This window comes from Brevibacterium ravenspurgense (genome assembly GCF_001584615.1).
Lineage (GTDB): Bacteria > Actinomycetota > Actinomycetes > Actinomycetales > Brevibacteriaceae > Brevibacterium > Brevibacterium ravenspurgense.
Genome location: NZ_LQQC01000013.1, coordinates 37,225 through 58,316 on the forward strand (window position 1 = coordinate 37,225; position 21,092 = coordinate 58,316).

At 62.8% G+C, this 21,092-nt stretch carries 17 protein-coding genes; 8 read left to right on the forward strand and 9 right to left on the reverse strand.

What is annotated here, in order from left to right; genetic code table 11:
* Positions 1-11 precede the first annotated feature (11 nt).
* Together Bravens_RS10085 and Bravens_RS10090 are read right to left on the reverse strand one after the other, a co-directional pair.
* On the reverse strand, positions 12-1,493 hold the full coding sequence (locus Bravens_RS10085; RefSeq protein WP_062023106.1) for an alanine/glycine:cation symporter family protein: 1,482 nt from the start codon (positions 1,491-1,493) through the stop codon (positions 12-14).
* Between the two features lie 192 nt (positions 1,494-1,685).
* A complete protein-coding gene (locus tag Bravens_RS10090) occupies positions 1,686-2,888 on the reverse strand; it encodes an aminotransferase-like domain-containing protein (protein ID WP_244878159.1) in 1,203 nt (400 codons plus the stop codon).
* Between the two features lie 129 nt (positions 2,889-3,017).
* Here Bravens_RS10090 and brnQ point away from each other — a divergent pair, with 129 nt between their 5' ends.
* Entirely contained in the window at positions 3,018-4,403 is a 1,386-nt protein-coding gene (gene brnQ, locus Bravens_RS10095; RefSeq protein WP_062023111.1) for a branched-chain amino acid transport system II carrier protein, read from the forward strand.
* Between the two features lie 9 nt (positions 4,404-4,412).
* On the opposite strand, the gene Bravens_RS10100 is transcribed toward brnQ, so the two are convergent.
* Positions 4,413-6,188, reverse strand: coding sequence for a helix-turn-helix domain-containing protein (locus tag Bravens_RS10100; protein WP_062023114.1), 1,776 nt, complete (start codon positions 6,186-6,188; stop codon positions 4,413-4,415).
* Between the two features lie 146 nt (positions 6,189-6,334).
* On the opposite strand from Bravens_RS10100, the gene Bravens_RS10105 reads away from it, so the two are divergent.
* Genes Bravens_RS10105 through Bravens_RS10115 form a run of 3 tightly spaced genes read left to right on the forward strand, consistent with a single transcriptional unit; the run spans position 6,335 to position 8,709 of the window.
* The gene (locus tag Bravens_RS10105) at positions 6,335-7,138 is read left to right on the forward strand and encodes an N-acyl homoserine lactonase family protein (RefSeq protein ID WP_082791140.1); all 804 of its coding nucleotides are present in this window, start codon (positions 6,335-6,337) and stop codon (positions 7,136-7,138) included.
* Positions 7,139-7,147: 9 nt separating this feature from the next.
* Positions 7,148-7,582, forward strand: coding sequence for an FmdB family zinc ribbon protein (locus Bravens_RS10110; protein WP_062023120.1), 435 nt, complete (start codon positions 7,148-7,150; stop codon positions 7,580-7,582).
* Complete coding sequence (locus Bravens_RS10115; RefSeq protein ID WP_062023123.1) at positions 7,579-8,709, forward strand: alcohol dehydrogenase catalytic domain-containing protein; 1,131 nt, start codon at positions 7,579-7,581, stop codon at positions 8,707-8,709. The genes Bravens_RS10110 and Bravens_RS10115 overlap by 4 nt, the downstream gene beginning before the upstream one ends.
* A 72-nt stretch (positions 8,710-8,781) precedes the next feature.
* On the opposite strand, the gene Bravens_RS10120 is transcribed toward Bravens_RS10115, so the two are convergent.
* Positions 8,782-10,902, reverse strand: a complete 2,121-nt coding sequence (locus Bravens_RS10120) for a thioredoxin domain-containing protein (RefSeq protein WP_062023126.1) — start codon at positions 10,900-10,902, stop codon at positions 8,782-8,784.
* A 10-nt stretch (positions 10,903-10,912) separates the two neighbouring features.
* Positions 10,913-12,259 carry a M18 family aminopeptidase gene (locus Bravens_RS10125; protein WP_082791139.1) on the reverse strand — a complete coding sequence of 449 codons (1,347 nt, stop codon included), beginning with the start codon at positions 12,257-12,259 and terminating at the stop codon, positions 10,913-10,915.
* 136 nt (positions 12,260-12,395) lie between these two features.
* Between Bravens_RS10125 and Bravens_RS10130 the strand changes: the two genes are divergently transcribed.
* Positions 12,396-13,580, forward strand: a complete 1,185-nt coding sequence (locus Bravens_RS10130) for an MFS transporter (protein WP_157452753.1) — start codon at positions 12,396-12,398, stop codon at positions 13,578-13,580.
* Between the two features lie 75 nt (positions 13,581-13,655).
* Positions 13,656-15,062 carry a DUF1684 domain-containing protein gene (locus tag Bravens_RS10135; RefSeq protein ID WP_062023132.1) on the forward strand — a complete coding sequence of 469 codons (1,407 nt, stop codon included), beginning with the start codon at positions 13,656-13,658 and terminating at the stop codon, positions 15,060-15,062.
* A 177-nt stretch (positions 15,063-15,239) separates the two neighbouring features.
* Here the strand turns inward: Bravens_RS10135 and Bravens_RS10140 are convergent, their stop codons facing one another.
* The 3 genes from Bravens_RS10140 to Bravens_RS10150 all read right to left on the reverse strand — a co-directional run bounded on the left by Bravens_RS10140 (position 15,240) and on the right by Bravens_RS10150 (position 18,541).
* Positions 15,240-15,836: a PepSY domain-containing protein gene (locus Bravens_RS10140; RefSeq protein ID WP_062023135.1), complete on the reverse strand. Its 597-nt coding sequence runs from the start codon at positions 15,834-15,836 to the stop codon at positions 15,240-15,242.
* An 83-nt stretch (positions 15,837-15,919) separates the two neighbouring features.
* A complete protein-coding gene (locus Bravens_RS10145; protein WP_062023138.1) occupies positions 15,920-16,528 on the reverse strand; it encodes a PepSY domain-containing protein in 609 nt (202 codons plus the stop codon).
* 54 nt (positions 16,529-16,582) lie between these two features.
* A complete protein-coding gene (locus Bravens_RS10150; RefSeq protein ID WP_062023141.1) occupies positions 16,583-18,541 on the reverse strand; it encodes a M13 family metallopeptidase in 1,959 nt (652 codons plus the stop codon).
* Between the two features lie 79 nt (positions 18,542-18,620).
* On the opposite strand from Bravens_RS10150, the gene Bravens_RS10155 reads away from it, so the two are divergent.
* Together Bravens_RS10155 and Bravens_RS10160 are read left to right on the forward strand one after the other, a co-directional pair.
* Positions 18,621-19,133, forward strand: coding sequence for a low molecular weight protein-tyrosine-phosphatase (locus tag Bravens_RS10155; protein WP_062023144.1), 513 nt, complete (start codon positions 18,621-18,623; stop codon positions 19,131-19,133).
* 40 nt (positions 19,134-19,173) lie between these two features.
* Positions 19,174-19,785, forward strand: a complete 612-nt coding sequence (locus Bravens_RS10160) for a copper resistance CopC family protein (RefSeq protein ID WP_244878160.1) — start codon at positions 19,174-19,176, stop codon at positions 19,783-19,785.
* On the opposite strand, the gene Bravens_RS10165 is transcribed toward Bravens_RS10160, so the two are convergent.
* Positions 19,769-20,881: a glycerate kinase gene (locus Bravens_RS10165; protein WP_062023148.1), complete on the reverse strand. Its 1,113-nt coding sequence runs from the start codon at positions 20,879-20,881 to the stop codon at positions 19,769-19,771. The two genes, Bravens_RS10160 and Bravens_RS10165, sit on opposite strands and share 17 nt — an antisense overlap.
* Positions 20,882-21,092 lie beyond the last annotated feature (211 nt).

Below are 21,092 nucleotides of genomic sequence, written 5' to 3' on the forward strand. Positions count from 1 at the left end.
CCTCGCTGCGGTCAGCTCTTCTTCTTGTCGGCTTTCTTCTGGCGCTGGCGTTCCCAGAATTCCTTCGTGGTCACTTCGTCGGTGCCGTCCCACGCGGTGACGCCTTCGAACTCGGGGAAGTCCTTCTGGTGGAAGATCGGCTCTTCTCCGCTGCGGCGCTGCTGCATGTAGTGCCGCAGGACGGTGAACGCCTTCTCCGACAGGATGACGACGGCCACGAGGTTGATGACCGCCATAATCGACATGAAGATGTTCGCCGCCGTCCAGACGGTGTCGAGGGCGACGACGGCGCCGATGAACACCGAGGCCATCACGACGATGCGGTAGGCGAGCATTGCGCCCTTGGACTTCGTGATGAACTCGAGGTTCGATTCGCCGTAGTAGTAGTTGCCGATGATCGACGAGAACGCGAAGAAGAAGATCGCGATCGTCAGGAAGTGCACGGCCCACTGGCCCAGCTGGGCAGCCAGGGCGGTTTGGGTCAGCTGAGCGCCGACTGCTTCGTCGTATTCGGGGTTCGACAGCAGGACGATGAAACCGGTGATGGTGCACACGAGGATCGTGTCGAAGTACACGCCGAGTGCCTGTACGAGGCCCTGCTTGGCCGGGTGCGAGGCCGACGAGGTGGCAGCGGCGTTCGGCACCGAACCGATACCTGCCTCGTTGGAGAACAGACCGCGTTTGATGCCCTGGGTGATGATGACGCCGATTGCGGCACCGGACACGGATTCCATGGTGAACGCCTGCTGGACGATGAGCGCGAGCATCGGCGGGACGGCCGACAGGTTTGTGATCACCACGAGGATGCCGAGGAACAGGTACAGGACGGCCATGACGGGCACGATGAACGCGGTGACGTTGGAAATCCGCTGCACACCGCCGAGGAAGATCGCCAGGCCGGCGACACCGAGGACGATGCCGACGATTGCCTTGAATCCGAAGCCGGGGGTATCCATGTTGAACGAGGTGGACAGGGAATCCACGATCGAGTTCGACTGCACGGTGTTGAACACGATGCCGTAGGTGACGATCACGATGACGGCGAAAACGGAGCCCAGCCACGGGCTCTTGAGCCCGCGGGCAATGTAGTAGGCCGGTCCGCCGCGGAATGCCGCGCCGTCCTTCACTTTGTAGAGCTGTCCGAGGGTCGATTCGACGAAAGCGGTGGCACCGCCGACGATTGCGGTCACCCACATCCAGAAAAGGGCACCCGGTCCGCCGACTGAAATTGCCAGCGCGACACCTGCGATGTTGGCGGTGCCCACGCGTGATGCGGCAGAGATCGAGAAGGCGCGGAAAGGCGAGATGTTCTTGTTGCCGTCTTTGTCGTGCCCTGCCGGTTCTTTGATGACGCGGAACATCTCCGGCAGCAGTCGCAGCTGCACAACCCCGGTGCGCACTGTGAAGTACAGGCCCAGCGGCAGCAGGGCGAACAGCAAGACCCACCCGAGCCATCCATCGACGGTCGACAGCAGTTCGTTGAAGGCTTCCATAGGGGACTCCCAAGGTTTCTGACGGGGGTGTGGTGGTCACACGATGCGTCTGTTGTCGGCGCTCGCTTCTTCCACTGTAGAACGGGTTCCACTGTAGGGCAGGAAAAGGCGTGGAAATGCCGGCGGGGCGCAGTGCCTGTCAGCAGCTGCGCCCCGCGGGGAGAGTGAATAAGAGAGAAGCGAACGAAAGGTTCAGTCCTGTGCCCGGTACTTTTCGAAGACGGGCACGAGGCGGCTGAGGCCTTCGCGGATGACTTCGGGTGTGTGGGAAACGAACGATAGGCGCAGGGTGCGGTCGTCGTGGTCTGCCACGTGGAATTCTTTTCCGGGCACGTAGATGGTGCCGTGTTCAATTGCGCTGTAAACCATTTCGGAGGCCCGGTAGCCTTCTGGCAGGCGAACCCAGATGAACATGCCGCCAGTCGGCCGGTTGAATTCGGACCCTTCCGGCAGGATTTCGCCGAGCACTTCCAGCATGGTTTCCATGCGCTGCTTGTAGGCGGCGCGGTGGACGGCGATTTTCGCGTCCAGGTCGGTGGTGTCCAGGTACTGGGCGGTGATCAGCTGATCGAGGGTTCCCGTCTGCATCGCACTGCCCTGCTTGGCCAGACCGATGTGCGACAGGACACCACGCGGTCCGCGCACCCAGCCCACTCGCAGACCGGGTGACAGTGTTTTCGACACCGTGTTGCACAGCAGGCTGCGGTCGGCCAGGCGCGGGTCGGCGGAAATGGGCAGGAGGTCCGAAATCTGGTCGAACCACAGGGCTGAGTAGGGGTCGTCTTCGATCAGCCAGGTTTCGCTTTCGGCGATGATGTCGGCGACCTGTTCGCGGCGGGACTGCGGCATTGTCACGCCGGTGGGGTTTTGGAAGGTGGGGATCAGGTAGACCCCGCGCGGCTGGTGTTTGCGGATCTGTTCGGCAAGGTGGTCCGGGTCGGCGCCGTCTTCGTCTACCCGAACGGGCTGGAAGTCCACACCCTGCAGTCCGAAAGCCTGGATGGCGGACATGTAGGTGGGGTTTTCCACCAGCAGAACATCGCCCTCGTTGAAGAGGGTCTGGGCGATCAGCCCGAGTCCCTGCTGGGATCCCGAGGTGATGACGACGTCTTCGGGTTCTGTGGGCAGTCCTTTGCGGGACAGTTCGCGGGCTGCTGCGGCCAGCATGCCGCTTTCGCCCATGGTGCTGCCGTATTGCAGAGCGTCACCGCCGATCGTGTCGAGTACGATGTTCGCGGCTTCGCGGATGCCTTCAACATCGAACAGTTCGGGGTCGGGGTGGCCGCCGGCGAAGCTGATGATGTCGGGGGATTCGGCAAGGTCGAAGAGTGTGCGGATAGGGGAGGCTCCAATGCCTGCCAGATGCCTGTTCAACGCTGAACGAAAATCTGTCATGAGAGGAATAGTAAGGCATCAGGAAGCGGAAAGGGGCACAAAAGGGGTAGTGTTCGTTCTCGAATCTGTGCCGCGGGGAAACACCCTCTTCCCCGGGGAGCTCAGACCCGCTCTAACAACGGAGATCCCGTGCCGAATCAGACTGCTCAGACCGTGCCTTTCAGAACCGTCATCGCCTTGGGGCTGATGTTCTTCGCAGTGTTCATGGGTGCGGGGAACATTATTTTCCCGCCGCTTCTGGGGCAGCAGTCCGGAACCGCGTTTCCGCTGGCGATGATCGGTTTTCTACTGACCGGTGTGGGTCTGCCCGCACTTGCGCTTGTGGCTGTGTCCCGAGTGGGAGGGCTTGAGCGCCTGTCCGCCCGGGTCGGCCACGCCTTCGGTGTTGTGTTCACGATCATCGCCTATCTGCTGATCGGGCCGTCGTTCGGAATCCCGCGTACCGCAACCGTGTCGTACGAGGTAGGGGTTGCCCCGCTTCTGCCGAACGCGGGTGATTCGCAGTGGCCGCTGGTGCTGTATGCCCTGGTGTTCTTCATCATCACCCTGGTGCTGGCCGCCAACCCCACAAAGATCGTCGACTGGATCGGCAAAATGCTCGCGCCGGTGCTGGTGCTGGTTATTGCGGTGTTTGCCGTGAAAGCGCTCATCAGCCCGCTGGGCGGGTTCGGTGAGCCGGTGGGCGATTATTCAAATGCGGCTCTGCAGACTGGTTTTGTGCAGGGTTATCTGACGGTTGATGCGGTTGCCGCCCTGGTGCTCGGCATTCTTGTTGTTTCCGGCTTTGCCGGTGTTGGGGTGACCAACCCGACCATCATTCGCCGGAAGATGCCGTGGGTTGTTCTCGTCATGTCGATCGGGCTGTCGCTGGTCTACATTTCGCTGGGCTACATCGGAGCCACCAGCCGTGCCGCTGTGGGTGAGCAGGACAATGGCGGGGCTCTGCTTGCCGAGGTGTCGCGTGCCCTATTCGGTGACATCGGCGGTGCTCTTCTGGCGGCTGTCATCATCATGGCCTGCCTGACCACCTCGATTGGTCTGGTGTCGTCGATGGCGGAGTTCTTCTCTGACCTTGTTCCGAAGGTGTCCTACCGCGTGTGGGCGGTCGTGTTTTCGTTCATCGGCTTCCTGTTTGCCAATGTCGGTCTGGATGCGCTCATTGCGCTTGCTCTGCCGATGCTCATGGCGGTCTACCCGGTCACTCTGGTTCTGGTGCTCCTGTATTTCTTCGAGAAGCTCTTCCGAGGTGACCGTCTGGTCTACCGTCTGGCCGTCATCTTCACGGCTGTCATCAGTGTTCTTGGCGGCCTGAAAGAAGCCGGTCTGGGCGGCGAGGCGATCGATTCGATCCTCAACGCGCTGCCGTGGGGTGCTGATGGTCTCGGCTGGGTCGTGCCCGCTCTGGCGGGTGTGGCAATCGGCGTTGTCCTGCACTTTGTTTTGGGCCGCCACGATCAGGATCACACGGCCCGTCTTGACGCCCGGATGAAGGAAAAGTCCGGCGGAACGCTGTAAACCCTCGGTTCAGCTGTTGTGGGCAAGTGCCCACATTCGCAGTGCCACGTGGATGTCCAGAAATCGCGCGGGCTCTCGCCAGTCGGCTCCGAGTAGGGTGGAAATCCGCTCCATGCGCTGACGGACAGTATTCGGGTGAACGTGCAGCCTTTCCGCGCATTCAGAGACGCGCGAACCGGTTTCTGCCAGTGCCCATGCTGTCTCCAGAAGCTTGGTGCCGTGGGCGCGGTCATAGGCCCGGAGCGGCTCAATGTGTTTCAGCGGTGAATCCGCATCCGGTCGGTTTGCGAGGGCTTCGGAGAGCAGCCCGACGGTTCCCAGGTCTTCGCCGACAGCAATTCGGCCCGAAGCACCCAGTACCTTCAGCATGCTTCGTGCGCGTTCTGCGTTGCGATGAGCTTCGTGGGCACTGGCGGGCTCTGTGAACGTGCTGCTGACTCCCGCGGTGATCCGCGGGTGCGTCCCTTGGGAATCTTTGCTGCGCACGAGTTCTTCACAGCGCTCGCCGATGCCCCTGACCCACGCTTCTTCTGGAATGAGGGCGCAGATGTGGCCGTGGTGACGGGCAACGACAGCGCGATCGGTGTGGACCAGCGCAGATCGAAGCTTTTGCAGCAGAACGGTGGAATGCTCGGCTTCGAGTTCATCGCTGCTCTCGATTGAGACGCTCAGCAGGCGGAACGGGCGGTCAGTAGAAATGCCGAGTTCCTCTACCGCCCTCTTGGTTTCTGGGTTGTGGGGGATCGTGCCCAGAAGTGTGTCGAGGAGAACGCGATCCTGCCTGACGGATTCGTCTTTCTGTGCTCGCTCCATGAGAACTGCCAGGCCCAGAAACGTGGCGATCCGCTGCAGCCTTGGAAACAGCCCTTCCGGAAGTTCGGCTTCGACTATCAGCGTTGCCAGGTGTTCGCCTCCGCCCAAGCCGCAGGCGGCTGTCACACCATCAACGGTTATCGGCTGTGCGGAGTGCCGCGCGGTCTGAATCGGCTCATGCAGGTGCGAAGGAGGTTCCTCCGTGCCCGGCAGGACCGTGACGGGCGCACCCAACAGCTGCTGCACTGTTTCTGCCGCCGATTCAGGACTGTCACCGCGCATAATCGACTCCAGCAACCTGCTTTCCAGCTGAAGGACCTCCTGGAGGTCAATCACGCGCTCAGCCTCGAGCTCATGCCGAGTGTTCAGGCGGTCTAGAGCGGCTTCGACCTCGTCAAGACGAGTCGAGTACTCCAAAGCGACAGCCGTGTGCAGTGCCAAGGTCTCAAGCACCGCTTTGATGTCCGCGCTGTATTCAACGGGATGACGGTCTGCAATCAAGAGGGCGCCGTGAGTGACGCCATGCAGAGTCATCGGCATCCCCAGAATTGAACGAACGCCTTCTCCCCGCACGCGCTTGTCGATGTCCGGAAGATGCAGAAGCCGTGGATCTTCTAGGTAGTTGATGGTTCGCACTGGCTCGCGTCCGGTCGCGGCCCGCCCGAGGACACCCGTGCCCAGTGGCATGCGGATGTCGCGGTATCCCTGCGTTCGTATGCCGACGGAATAGCGGATAAAGGTTTCGCGGCCTCGGTTGAGTGAAATGTAGGCCATGTCTGAACCGGTCAGGCGCCGCGTTCTGGTGAGGACATCGTGCATGACCAGTGAAATGTCCTGCGTGGAGGTCATCATGCGGGCGATTTCGCCGACCTCGTTGAGAAGTTCGCTGCGTTCAACGAGCGACGCAATGCTCTTTTCTAGATCGACCACGTGAGGATCATGTCCGGCTGTCAGGGCTTTAGGTGACGACATGTGAAAACCTCCACTCAGCCGCAGAAAGTATGTAGGACTTACTATATGCGGAGTGTGTTCTGTGCCATAGCGTGAATGTGACTGCTGGCAGTGACGACAGCAGTCACATTCGTCCGAATCACAGAGAGAGCACTGTCATGAGCGATATGAAACTTCATTTCCTTTCCACCGGTGTCATGGACTGCGACCTCACCTGGCTTCTGCTGGAAGGTGGGAACACCATCAAGAGCCGATCCCAGAAGAATGACCCGCCGCCATGGGGTGAAGCTCCGACGCACGCGGTCCTCATCGAAACCGACGGCCAGAAGATCCTGTGGGATACCGGTGTTGCGCGCGACTGGGAACAGAGGTGGGCTCCTATTGGCATGCAGGAGTTCTTCCCGGTGCAAGAAGACCCAGCGGGTCCCGGCTATCTTGACAGCGCCCTCGCTGATCTCGAACTGACCCCCGATGACATTGATGTCCTCGTGCTGTCTCACCTCCACTTTGACCACGCCGCCAACGCTCAGGACTTCAACAACGGCAAGACGCGCATCCTGTGCCACGCCGATGAAATCGAAGGTGTGAAGTCAATTCAGGGGGAAGGCGTCGGTGGGCACCTGGTTTCGGACTTCGCCGGACTGCCTTTCGAAGCGATTCACGGTGACGACGAAATCGCGCCCGGAGTTTCGGTCATCCACACACCGGGTCACACATGGGGAACCATGAGCCTTCGCGTTGATCTGCCCAATGATGGAACACACATCTTCACGTCCGATGCGGTGTACCTCGGGGCTTCCTGGGGGCCGCCGGCGATCGGCGCAGCTATTGTGTGGGACTCGGTTCAGTGGCTCGAGTCTGTCGACAAGCTCCGCAGGATCCAGGAGCAGACCGGAGCCAAGATGATCTTCGGTCACGATGCCGAACAGCGCAAAACCATGAAGATTTCGCCAAACGGCTACTACTCCTAAGGGGCGAGGATGATCGTTTACGACGTGAAGTGCGGTGCGGGTCATCGTTTTGAGGCGATGCTCAAAACCATGGACTCGCCAACACCAGACTGCACCTGCGGTGAGCCGACTCGGCGCATGATTACTCGAGTCAACAGGGGAAACGCAGCCTCTGCCGGCCGTTCGCGCGACGAAATGCCGAACACATGGCGCGGTATTGGCAACGGCAACCGCGACCTCGTTCGCGGGTGGCACAAAGAAATGCGCAAACGCGAAAAGCTCGAAGAGAAGTATCCGGAACTCGGCGGCGACCGTCGCCCGGTCATCGCTCACGAAGGGAAGTTCGAGGCGAGTCCAGTTCGTGCCGGTGACGCTGGCAGCGATGCTCTGGCCCGTGCAGCCTTCGGCCCGGCGCCGAGCTCGGATGCGGCGACCACCGCCCAGATTTCAGGAGGTTCCCGATGAAGATCACCGGCGCAGTGCTTGAGCGCATGGATGCTGAACGGCCCTACGCGCAGTCGCAGCCCATCAGCATTTCCGAGGTCGAACTGGCAGGCCCGGGACCCACTGAAATCCTCGTGCGCATCGAAGCGGCGGGTGTCTGCCACTCTGACCTTTCGGTGGTCGACGGCAACCGCCCCCGCCCCACACCCATGCTGTTGGGGCACGAGTCGGCGGGCATTGTCGAAGAGATCGGCAGCGACGTCGAAGGCATTTCTGTGGGCGACCGGGTCAGCATGTCGTTCCTGCCGCGCTGCGGTGAATGCCGCGAGTGCCGCACTGACGGCAAACTCCCATGCTCTGTCGGGTCAAAGACCAACAACGACGGAGTTCTGCTGCACGGTTCGGCCCACCTGACTCGTGACGGCGAAAACGTTTACCACCACCTGGGTGTAAGCGGCTTTGCCACCCACGCGGTTGTCGACGCCGCCAGCGCGGTCGTTGTGCCGCCGGAACTTCCGGCAGACATCGCGGCAGTGCTCGGCTGTGCCGTGCTGACCGGGGGAGGGGCGGTGCTCAACGCTGCTAAGCCCGGCCCGGAAGACTCCGTCATGATCGTCGGTCTGGGCGGTGTCGGCATGGCTGCCCTCATCGTGGCGCTGGCTCAAGACGTCAAAGAGGTCATCGCCGTCGACGCCCTTGAGGAAAAACTCGAGCGCGCCAAGGAACTCGGTGCTGACCGCGTTTTCACACCTCAGGAAGTCGCCGAACAGGGCATCACCGCCGACAGGGTCATCGAAGCTGCCGGCAACGCCAAGGCTTTCGAGACCGCCTACAGCGCGATCGGCTTCGGCGGGTCCATGGTGACGGTCGGCCTGCCCAACCCGGCAGCCACCTCGACAATTGCGCCCCTGGCACTGACCGCCGGGGCTCGCGAAGTCAAGGGCTCCTACCTGGGTTCGGCGGTGCCGTCCCGTGACATCCCGACCTACGCGAAGCTGTACCTGGAGGGCAAGCTGCCGGTGGACGAGCTGATCTCCTCGCGCATCCGTCTGTCCGAAATCAACGAGGCCATGGACCAGCTGGCCGACGGGCGCGCCATCCGCCAGGTGATCGTGTTCGACGAATCCGCTGAAACCGCCACAGCCTGACATTCGGGCGAATAGTGCGGGCGGGGCAGGCCATCTGCCCCGCCCGCTCTTCTATGACGAGGTGCTCGTTTTCTATGACGAGGTGCCGTCCAGCAGCCGTCGCACCTGCTGCGGATCCGCTGTGGGCAGGCTGCACTCGTAACCACGGCACACGGTTGCCGTGCCGGTCTGCGGCTGGCCGACCTCGCTTCCGGGGGCCTGCCGACGGAGAACGGTCGTCACGGGGTGGCGGGCGCCGATGCTCAGCAGGTGGGGGTCGTCGCTTTCAACCCGTACGGCGTTGAGCAGTCCTTCTGCCGTCACCTGCAGCCAGCCGGCCGCCCGCGGTGCGCGGTACATGATGTCCGATGCGGCAAGCACCAGGCGCTGTGCCGTCTGCAGCCACTGCGGACCGTCAGCTGTTTCATCCAGCAGCCCCAGGCACAGAGCCGCGTGGGCGGCAGCTGCCACACCGGACGGCTCGGTGTCATCAAACGCGCTCATCCCACCTGTGGTCAGCAGGGGATCGTGTTCGTAGTCCCGTACGGTGCCCGTGAGGAAGCGCTCGCTGAGCTCGGTGAGAAGCTCCTGAGCCACGCTGGTTTTGCCCAGTTCCGCCGCGGCTGCCGCCAGCTGCGCCCAGTCCGCAAGCCCCGCCGCACCCGGACCAGGCTCACCCTGAAAAGCCGAGCGGGCCAAACCGCTGTCCGTGCGCAAAGCTGCGGTAGCTGCAAAGGCTTCTTCAGCTGCAGTGAGCCATTCGGGCTCGACAAAAACAGCTGAAGCAAATGCAAAAGCCGATGCTGTCATAGCCGTGTGCGCCGTGATGAGCTTGTCATCACGCAAAGGAGTGGAACGGTCTTCGCGCGCTCGCAGCAGGCGTTCGCGGGCAGCCAGCGCTGTCTCTGTCAGCCACGGTTCCGGCCTGCTGTCACCGCTGTTGTCACCAGCCGCACCGTCTGCTCCCTCAGCCCACTGCTCAATTCCCGGAGCGTGGAGCACAAATCCCAGCTCTTCGGACAGAACAGGTGCGTAGGGAGATCCGGTGAGCTCCACCTCGTGATTTTCCAGATAGTAGGCGCCCTCGGCCGGCTGCCCGTGCGCATCGAGAGAATCGGCGTCGAGCGCGGTGGCAAAGCCGCCGGAATCCAGGCGCATGTCCCGCAGCAGGAATTCGGCGGTGTCATAGGCCTCGCGGCGGGCCAGCCGAGCCCAGCGAGAACCGGGCTCCAGCGACTCTTCCAGCCCAAACCACGCGGCGGTCGCCCGCAGGTAGAGAGCGTTGTCGTACAGCATCTTCTCGAAGTGCGGCACCGACCAGTGCGGGTCGACGCAGTAGCGGAAAATCCCGCCGGCAACATGGTCGCGCAGACCGCGCGAAGCCATCGACAAGAACGTGCGGCGGATGAACTTCAGCCGTTCCGGACCGCGGTGGTGGCTCTTGATGAGAGCCATGAGCGACATGAGCGGCGGGAACTTCTGCGCGGAGCCAAAACCCCCGTTTGTGGCATCGGCTTCGTCCATGAGCGCCCAGTGCTGGGCGCCCAGAATGTCGGCGGATACCGCGTCGGCGAAGGAACGGTCGAGGTGCCGCTGGTCGTTCTGCGCGGCTGAGTCAGCAGGGCAAGCCTGCCCCGGTGTCCCGGTCTGTGCAGCTTGCGCTTGAGTCTGCGCGGATTCCGGACCGGCCGCCAGCTGTTCAAGAGTCGATCGCATCTTCGCCGTGATGTCCGCAACCTGCGCTCGCCGCTCCTGCCACGTGTTGGCAACAGCCTGCAGGACCATGGAAAACGACGGCTGACCCATGTGCGGCTGCGGTGGGAAATAGGTGCCCAGGAAGAACGGCACCCCGTCGGCATCGGCAAATGCCGTCAAGGGCCAGCCACCGTGACCGCGCATGGCCTGCAGCGCGTTCATGTACTGCTCGTCGACGGCGGGGAGTTCCTCACGATCGACCTTGACCGCAACGAAGTGTTCGTTGATCTGCGCTGCGATTGCCGGGTCACTGAAGGACTCTCGCGCCATGACGTGACACCAGTGACAGGTGGAGTAGCCGATCGACACCATGACCGGCACATCGCGCCGTTTGGCCTCTGCAAAAGCCTCCGGGCCCCACGGATACCAGTCGACCGGCTGTTCGGCGTGGGCACGCAGGTACGGCGAGGTCGCCTCAGCCAAACGGCTGGCGTGTCCGGCGCTTCCGGCCTCAGTCATCCGCCAGTCCTCACCCAAGGTGCGCTGCGGCGACCTTGACGAGGGCTTCGACATCCTCAACCGCCGCCATTTCCCTGGCAGAGTGCATGGACAGAAGCGGGATTCCCGCGTCAACGACCGTCATGCCCAGGCGGGTGGCCGTCAGCGGGCCGATGGTCGAACCGCACGGCATGGCGTTGTTCGATACGAACGGCTGGTACTGCACACCGGCCTCGTCGCACAGGCGGGCCCATTCGGCGGTCCCCACAGCATCCGTTGCATAGCGCTGTACGGCGTTGAGTTTCAGCAGCAGCCCTTCACCGAGGGTCGGCCGCACCTGTGGGTCGTGGCGCTCTGGATAGTTCGGGTGGACGGCGTGGCCGGCGTCAGCGGAGATGCAGATGGAGCCCGCTATTGCCCTCAGGTGTGCTTCCCTGTCAGCTCCCACGCTGATGGACACCCGCTCCAAAATGTCTGCGAGCATTGGGCCCGATGCACCCGTGCGGGTTTCTGAGCCGACCTCTTCGTGGTCGTTGGAAATGAAGACCGACACGGCTGTCAGGTTCTTCGTGTCGAGTTCTTCCATTGCCCGCAGGCCGGCGAACGTGGAGGACAGGTTGTCCATGCGGGAGCACGCCAGAAGCTCCTGGGATGCTCCGAACAGGGCGGCTTCCTGCACCGGTGCGGTGATGACATCGTGGCCGACTACCTGGTCAGCGGAAACACCGGCGGATTCGGCCAGCAGCGCGAGGACGTCGCCGCCGCACACCTCAAGGCCGATAACCGGCACGGTGTGCTGCTGGCGGTCGAGTTTGAGGCCTTCGTTGACCTGTCGGTCCAGGTGGATGGCCAGCTGGGGGATGCGGGCGATGCCCGGCGTGCGGGCAAGCACTGTCGTGCCGTCGCGCAGCGCCAGCCGGCCGGCAAAGCACAGTTCGCGGTCAAGCCACGAATTGAGCAGCACACCGCCGTACACTTCGACGCCCACCTGGGTGAAACCGGCGGCGGTGTGTGCCCCTCCCGGCTTGAGTTTGAAGCCCGGCGAATCCGTGTGGGCACCGAAAACCCGGTAGCGCAGAGCGTCAGCAGAAACATCAGCCGGCAGAGCGAACGCGGCCACGGCGCCTTCGCGCACCAGAACGTAGCGGCCGCCGGGAACCAGGTTCCACGTCTGCGCTTCGTCAAGCAGCTCGTAACCTGCAGCCTGGAGCCTGCGGGAGGCTTCGTCGGCTGCGTGGTAGGACGACGGCGATGCTGCGGCGTACTCGCCGAGTTCCAGCGCGGTCTTCTGCGCTGGGGTCAATGACGCTGGGGTCAACTGGGCGGCGGTCTGCGCCGAGGAATTCTGCGCGGCTGTCTTTTCAGCGGCGGTGGACATGCGCTCCTCCTGAGCTTGTCGTCACAGCGCTGGACTCAGAGCCGCCTGTTAGCCTTGCACGGTGTTCTCTGGTCTAGCGCGGCTGGTGGGCTGGGGGTTCTTCCCCCTGGCGATACTGGCAAAACTACCGTATGCCATGTCGGTTGTAGCCGTCATGACATCTGTCGTGGGCGTACGCGGTTCCTACACGCAGGCCGGTGTGGCCTCTGCTCTCGTGGGCCTGGCCACCGCTTTTTCCGGCCCGTTCTTCGGCTGGTTTGCCGACCGCTTCGGTCAGCGGGGCCTGCTTCTGTGCCTTGCGATCACAAATGCGGCTTCACTGTGGGGTCTGGGCTGGGCACTGCGGGCTGACGCCCCCACGTGGGTCCTCTACGCCGCTGCCTTCGCAATCGGCGCCACGAGTCCGCAGGCGGCGTCCATGGTCCGCTCCCGCTGGCTTGAGGCCATCCGCGGCTCCTATTCCGGCACCCAAGCCGAGAAGGCCACCTCGGTCGTTCTGCCCTATGAATCGTTCACCGACGAGGCTGTTTTTGTCGCCGGACCGATCATTGTGGGCGCCATTGCGGTGGCCTTCGGCATTGTTGTGCCGCTTGATGTTGCAGCGCTGACCACTCTCATCGGCATCAGCGGCTTTGCACTGCACCCGTCTTCGCGCTTTGTGCGCGGCCACGTTCGGAACCTGATGGAGCAGTCCACAGCTGACGAGGCGGAGAAATCTCCCGCTGTTGCTCCGGCTTCCGAGATCTTCCGGCTGTCCGTTCTGCTGCCGCCGGCCGGTATGGCCTGCATCGGTATGTTCTTCGGTTCGACGCTTGCCAGCCTCACCAGCTTCCTGGAGCAGTTCGACAAGGCGGCTGCCGCGGGCATGTACTACGCCGTCATGGGTGTGGGATCGGCGCTGTGTGCTTTTGCCGTTGTGCTTCTGCCTCGTGGCTTCACCTTCGCGGCCCGCTGGATGGTGTTTGCCGCGGTGGCATTCACAGGAACCCTCCTGTTTACGGTGCTGCCGGTCTTCCCCGCGGTTCTCGTGGGCCTGGTTCTGTGCGGTGTGGGCATCGGCCCGACGCTCGTGACGCTGTTCTCGATTGCCGCGGAGGTCGCCCCTGTGGGCCGTGTGACAACCGTGATGGCCATGATGACCACGGGCGTTGTCGTCGGCCAGGCACTCATCAGCGCGATCGTCGGCTCTCTCATCGACGCCTACGGCACTTCGGCGGGCTTCCTTGTGACCTCGAGTGCCTGCGCTGCGCTCTTTGCGCTCAGCTGCCTCAATATGTACCGTCGTCGGATTGATGTTTCGGCGGCTTCGCTTCGGGCGTAGAACCCTGTTCTCGTGCAGCCATCGACGCTATTGTTGATCCTGGTCCGTGCAGAACTGCTCAACAGAAGGTGATCAGTGGAACAGTACAGAGCAGATTGGGAGGAGTGGCACGACTCCCGAATCGCCGGTCTGGCGACCCCGAACGGGTGGCTCTCACTCACGGGCCTCATCTGGTTGGCCGAAGGTGATGAGCGAACAATCCGTGAGATTCCCGGGACGTTCACCCGCAGCAGCGAATGGCTGCACTTCGACCCCGAACCGGGCAGCTCGGCAGGTCCTACGGCCTCAGCTCTTGACGTCATGGAAGACGACATCACCTTCCCGCGGGCCGAGCGCGTGCAGGTCGTGCGCAGCGTCGATACCGGCCGGCTGTCCGTCTGGCTGCCGCAGGGCGCTTCGCTCATGTGGCTGACCGACGGGCCCGTTGTCATCGAAGCCCTCAACCGCGACGGCTACATGGGTCTGCGGATCCGCGATTCCCGTTCGAAGCTTCTGAGCAGCTTCATCGACATACCCGCCTTCGAACTCGACAGGAGCTTTGCAGCTCAGGGCCAGTTCACCCCGTACGCCCAGCCGGAGCTTCGGCGGATCGACACGGCGGCTCCCGGCCTGCAGATCAACACCTATGTTGTGGGCACCGTCGAATTCGATCTGCACGGAACCACGCACACACTGCTGGCCACGGGCCACCCCGAAACCGGTCTCCACCTGGACTTCTACGACGGCACCAACGGCGGCACCACCTCGCAGTGGCGTCGCCTGTCGATCGGCACCCCCGACTCATCGGGACGTGTCATCGTCGACTTCAACCGCGCCGTCAACTACCCCATGGCCTTCACCCCGTTTGCCACGTGCCCCGCTCCGGTACCCGAGAACAGGATCAGCGAACCGATCACGGCCGGCGAACAGGCACCTCGGCAGACCCTGAGCGAAAACGGTCTGCGCACCCCGATCGTCATTGTCGAGACCAGCGACGACCTCTTCTTCGGCCGCACGCTCGACCAGCTGGCCGAAGGCGGAATCCACTGCGATTTCGTACGCTTGCACGAAGGCGAACAGCTGCCGAGCCTCATCGGCTATCAGGGCGTCATCATCTTCGGCTTTGCCGACGGTGACGACGAACAGCGGTGGACGGTCTCACGCGACGATGTCATCGGGTTCCTCGATGACGCCATGAGCTCGCACATTCCAACCATTGCCGTCGGTGACGCCTGCCGACTGCTGGAGGTGGCCGCCGGAGCGCAGATTGACGGGGGAGATCTCCCTGTTCCGCAGTCGCTCGTGTCGGAAGTCGATTCGGTGGAAGTCAGCCTCAGCGACGACGTTGCCGAAGACGCGCTGTTCCGCAACATGGTCACCAGCCCCAACGCCCCGCTGGGCCGGCTGCGTGCCAGCACGGAAGGCGAAGACGAATCGCTCATCCGCTCGTGGAACGACCTGGTCAACCGCTTCATCCGCATGCTCCACACTGAGCGCAGCTGAACGGGCCCGACCCAGTAAACAGCCGAGGTGCCGTCCCGGTCCCAGCCGGGCGGCACCTCGTGCGTTTGTTATTCGAGCGTTCTGCTGATCAGGGCAGATATTGAGGCAAAAAGTGCGATTTTGCCTCCGCGTACGCCCTAGACGGCAGAGCAGCTTTTAGCCAGCTGTTCGGAAGCGTCAGTCGTCTTCCGGTTCGTCGACGATCTCGCCGTTCATTGCCGAAACATAGACGTCGACCGAATCAGTCTTGCCCTCGGGGTAGATCTCAACACTCCAGGTGGGCTCTCCGTCGGACTCAAGGTCAGCCTCATCAATGGTGCCGGCCTGCTCGTCGATGGCCTTCTTCAGAGCGTCTTTCAGCGAAGTCTTCGCCTTCTTCAGGGCGTCGACGTCTTCCCTTTCGGCCTCGTCGTCATCCTTTTCCTTCTTGACGATTTCGGTGCCTTCGGCATTGATCTCAACTTCGTGTTCTTCCGAGCCCTTGAGAACAGTCAGTTCCCAGGTCTTTTCGTCGTCGAAGTCGATCTCAATCGCCTTGCCGCCGATTTCCTTTTCCGCCAGGTCGATCGCAGCCTGAGCGGCTTCCAGGCTGCCGCCCTTTTCGTTTGCCGCGGCGTCATCACCGCCCGCGTCGTCTGCTGATTCGGTGTCCTCAGCCTGCGTGGTCGGCTGGGCATCTTCGATCTGCGGTTCTTCTTCAGAGTTTCCACAGCCGGCCAGAGCCAGAGCGCCGGCAGCAGCGGACGCGGCAAGGAGGGTTGAAAGCTTCGTCATGAGGAATGCACTGTCCTTTCGTTGTGTGCGTGCACTAAGTCAGTGCCGTCAGTGTGGGGGTCAACCCGCGTACGGCTGACCCGTCAGAGGACGTCGCCGGAGCGGTGGTGGATGTAGATGTCCTTCGGCTTGTCAGCACCGTCCTGTTTGATGCTGACCTTCCATGCCAGCTGGCCGTCCTTCGTGTCCGGGCCGACTTCAACAACCTCACCGCGTGTGTTGCGGGTTGCCGATTGGATGGCCTGGTCGACTGTCTGGCGCATGGGCGAGTACTGGTTCGCGGCACCCGACGGCGGGTTTTCGGCCTTGTCCTTATCCGTCACTTCCGCACCGTCAGCGCTGACGTGAACCGGTGTGTTCTTCCCGCCGTCGTAGACGGTCACCAGCCAGCCGTCGTCTTCCTTTTTCAGGCCGACGGCCTGACCGCTGTCGCCCACTTCCGAAACAGCTGTGAGAACAGCTGTGCGTGCTGCGTCGGACGACTTGTTGGAGTCCTGCCCGCCGCCGACCGTGGCGATGCCGCCGGCCGGCTCTTCAGAGGCAGAAGGTTCTTCCTGGGTTGCGGGTGCTTCGCTCGGAGCATCCTCCTTGACGGCGCAGCCGCTGAGAGCGAGTGCGAGCGAGCCGCCGATGACGGCGGCAGTGCGGAACGAGGGCAGGCGAACCGAGGACAGCAGGGGGTTCTTCTTCATATTCCTCACGTTAAAAAGAGGTTCTGAGAGTTTCTTCAGTGCTGGTGAAGTGCATCACCAGATGGTGACGCGCTCTTCCGGAGCCAAGTACATGCCGTCACCGGGCTTGGTGCCGAAGGTTTCGGCAAACGCGTCCATGTTCTTGACCACCTGGTTGCAGCGGAACTCCTCGGGAGAATGGGGGTCGATCGCCAGGCGGCGCTTGCGCTCTTCTTCGCGGAACTTCGAGCGCCACGCAGCGGCCCACTGGCAGAAGAACGCTTCGCGGTCAGCTTGGCTCAGCGGTTGTCCGCTGTTCTCCGCGGCCAGCTGCAGGGCCTTCCAGCTGATTCCCAAACCGCCGAGGTCGCCGATGTTCTCGCCGATCGTCAGTTCGCCGTTGACGGTGCTGCCGTCCGTAACTTCCCACGGTGACAGCGCGGAGTACTGGTCGATGAGTTTGCGGGTGCGCTCTTCAAAGCCCGCCCGGTCTTCGTCAGTCCACCAGTTGACCAGGTTTCCGTCACCGTCGTAGCGGGACCCCTGGTCGTCGAAGCCGTGGCCGATTTCGTGGCCGATGACAGCCCCAATCGCACCGTAGTTCGCGGCATCGGAAGCCTCAGCGTCGAACATGGGCGGCTGCAGGATGGCTGCGGGGAACACGATTTCATTGAGCACGGGGTGGAAGTAGGCGTTGACCGTCTGCGGGGTCATGAACCATTCGGTGCGGTCAACAGGCCCGCTGATGCGGTCCAGCTGCCTGCGGTGTTCTGCCTGCGCGGACCGGCGGATGTTGCCCACGAGGTCATCGGTGGCCACTGTGAAGCTGTACTCCCGCCACACATCGGGGTAGCCGACCTTGACGGAGAACTTCGACAGCTTCTCCAGGGCGCGAGTCTTCGTGGTCTCTGTCATCCAGCCGAGGTCCCTGATGGAGTTTTCGTAGGCCTTCAGCAGGTTGTCGACGAGTTCCGTGATGGCCTGCTTTGAGGCCGGTGGGAAGTGCTTCTGCACGTAGAGTTTGCCCACCAGTTCGCCCAGGTGGCCTTCAACGGTGCTGATCCCGCGCTTCCACCTTTCGCGCAGTTCGGGAGTGCCGGACAGGGTCCGGCCGAAGAAGCCGAAGTCCTCTTCGACGATGTCGGAACTCAGGTAGCCCGCGTAGCGGCTGAGAACACCGAACAGCAGCCACGCCTTGAGGGTGGGAAGCTCGGTGCTGTTCCACAGCCCGGCTGCTCCGGTGACGAAGTCGGGCTCGCGCACGATGAACTGCTCCGGCTCCGGGTTGATGCCGAGGGCTTCAAGCCACGAGTCGAGGTCGAACCCGGCAGCGAGTTCGCGCAGCTGTTCGGGCGTGGTCGGGTTGTAGGTGGCTTCGGCATCGCGCGTGCGGACGTTGTCCCAGTGGTGTTCGGCAACTGCGGTTTCGAAGTCGAAGACGGTGCGGGCGAAATCAGCGTCCGACAGGCCAGAGTATTCACTCAGCCCGCCCAGGCGGGACATTGCCTCGAGGTGGACGAGGAAGGCTTCGCGGATCGGCGCCGATTCTTCCGTCCGGTAGTAGGACTCGTCCGGCAGGCTGAGGCCGGACTGTTCGAAGTACAGTGCGTAGCGGTCGGAGTTCTTGGCGTCTGCGGACACGAAACCGGCCAGCAGACCGCCCACACCCTCCTGTTCCAGCCGGCCCATGACGGCGGAGAGCTCGTCCTTGCTGCCGGCGTCGGCAATCGCCTGGAACTGTCCGCGCAGTGGGCTGACACCCAGCTGTTCGATTGTGTCGACGTCCATGAACGATGCGTAGAGGTCCGCCGGCATCTGGGTGTCCGGGTCGGCATCCGAATCGGCCTGCTGCAGGTCGGTGATGATGGTGCGGACGTTCTCTTCGGCCGCGTCGAACAGTCCGCGCATGGCTCCGTCGCCGGCGCGGTCGTCGGGAATCACGTGGCCCTCCAGCCACGCGCCGTTGACGCGGCGGAACAGGTCGTCCCGGAAAGTTGCGGAAGGGTCTCCGTAGGGCAGTTCAGCTGAAGTCATGGCATCCACGCTACCCGGGCGGGGCCGGTATCGCTGACAGGCTCTGCCGGGTGAAAGTCGATGTGCCATCGTAGTGACTATGAAGCCCTTCCGCATTGCCTTTGTGTGCACCGGCAATATCTGCCGCTCCGCTATGGCCGAAATGATGCTCAAACACGAACTGGCCGGCCTGGGCCGGACCGATATTGAGGTCGAATCATTCGGCATCAGCGACGAGGAGGTCGGCAACCCGATCGACTATCGGGCGCGTGCTGAACTGGAGAAGAACGAGGTGCCTGTCACCGAACACAGCCCTCGCCAGCTGCGGGCAGAGCACCTGGCTGATATCGATCTGGCAATCGCCATGACGTCGCGTCACGTAGCGGGCATCCGCCGTTTGGAGAAGCAGGCAGGTGGACATGTGCCGACGGTGCGCATGCTCCACCAGTTTGACGAGGGTGCGAATCCGAATGAAGACCCTGAAACAGCGGCGGTCGCCGATGTCGCTGATCCCTGGTACGGAACAGCTGACGATTTCATAACGACTTACCGAGAGCTCGCTGACGCACAGCCGGGGATCATCACCGCGGTGGACGCCATAAGGGACAATTGAGGGCACGAACCTCGCCCGCACACCGACTGGAGAAGTACTGATGACTACCCGTTCTTCGCTTTCCCGGCTTCTTGCAGCCGCGCTTTTCGCCTGCTTGGCTCTGGCGTTCGGTTCGGTGCCCGCACAGGCGCACGACCAGCTCATCGGCTCGAATCCCAAGCAGGGTGCCAAACTGGATAAACAGCCCGAGTGGATCGAACTGAACTATTCGGGTGAAATCCAGGACATCGGCACGGAAATCCGCGTCGAGCGAGACGGTGAAGACTACTCCGCTGGCGAAATCACAGTGGAGGGCCGCACCGTCAAGTCGGCTCTGCCGGACGATCTCAAGCCTGGCGACTACACGATTGCCTGGAGGGTTGTCAGCCAGGACGGACACCCCATTTCCGGCACGGTTGAATTCACCATCCTTGACTCCGCCGGCAGCGGCGGCGAAGTTGAAGGTGCTGGCGATGACGAAGCCGCGGACGGGGCAGCAGACAAGGCCGAAGGCGACCAGCAGTCAAACGCCTCGGATCAGGAAAAGGCCAGTGAAGAAGGCGCCGGAGTTTCCCCGGTCGTCCTGATTCTGCTGGCAGTTGCCGGCCTCGGTGCGCTCGCCGCGGTCATCATGATGTTCACCCGCAAGAAGAACATCACCGAAGACAACTGAGGACTGCCGCAGCCAGATCACCCGCAACGGCTGTGAGCACGGGCCCCGGATCGGACATCGCCTGTTCGACCGGGGCCTTGTCTGTCAGCTGAAACAGCCCTGCCAGGCCTTCTCTCGGTACGTCCGGATCAGCTGAACCGCAGACCACAAAAACCGGAAGGTCGGCCCTGTGGGCGCGGTCTATGACAACAGCGGGGCCTTTTCCGCTGAGTGTCTGCACATCAAAGCGCCCTTCGCCGGTGATGACGACATCAGCTTCAGCCAGCGCCTTATCGAAGCCCGTGAGGTCCAGGACAAGATCGGCTCCGGACTCCATGTGCGCGCCGAGCACGAGCGCTGCGAAGCCCATGCCGCCGGCGGCTCCGGCACCGGCCAGTCCAGCAGTGTCCTGAGCTTTGAGCAGCCGGGCGAATTCGGCCAGCTGAACATCGAGTTCTTCGACAGTCTGTTCGTCCGCACCTTTCTGCGGTCCGAACACAGCGGCGGCACCCCGCTCTCCGGTGAGCGGATTGTCGACATCGCACGCCACCGTGAGCTCAATGCCGTCCAGAAGCTGCAGCGGGCCCGACATATCAACTTCAGTCGCACGCCCCAGCGCTCCACGCGGATCGTCAACCCGCTGGCCGTGCGCGTCGAAGACGACAGCGCCAAGCCCCATGAGCATCCCGAGTCCACCGTCGGTGGTGGCAGAACCGCCCAGGCCCAGCACGATCGAGCGTGCCCCGGCTTTGACCGCGTGGGCAATGAGCTCGCCGGTGCCCACGCTCGTGGCAGCCCGTGCGCTGGCCGGATCGACGGAACCTCCCTGCCTCTGCAGCAATGCCAAGCCGCTCGCTTCGGCCATTTCGATGATCGCCTGCTCACCCCGCAGTGCCCACCGGGCAGTCACGGTGCCGCCCAGCGGCCCGGTGACCGGCGCCTCGTGAAGTGAGAAGCCGCCAGCCGAAGAACGGGCCGGAAAAAGCGGGCCCCCGTCAGCCAAGGGAGTCGCATCGACCCTGATGCCGGCCCCCTCGAGGGCGGGGCGCAGGTGGTCCGTCACCTGGGCTGCGGTGAGGGTGCCCTTGAACTTATCGACAGCGATGAGAGCGCGCATGGCATCAGCATGGCACAAAAATCCGGTACGAGGCGCCGTCTGCCACAGCGCGAGACTTCCAGCACGGCGGACTGTCTGGTGGGGGGGGTGTCCCTATGTTGTTTGTCAAGCCGTGGCTGGGGTGCGGGGCTCGTAGAGCGTGCCTGTTTTCATCATTGCGTACATGACGTTTAGTCGGCGCCGGGCCAGGCAGATGACTGCTGCGTTATGG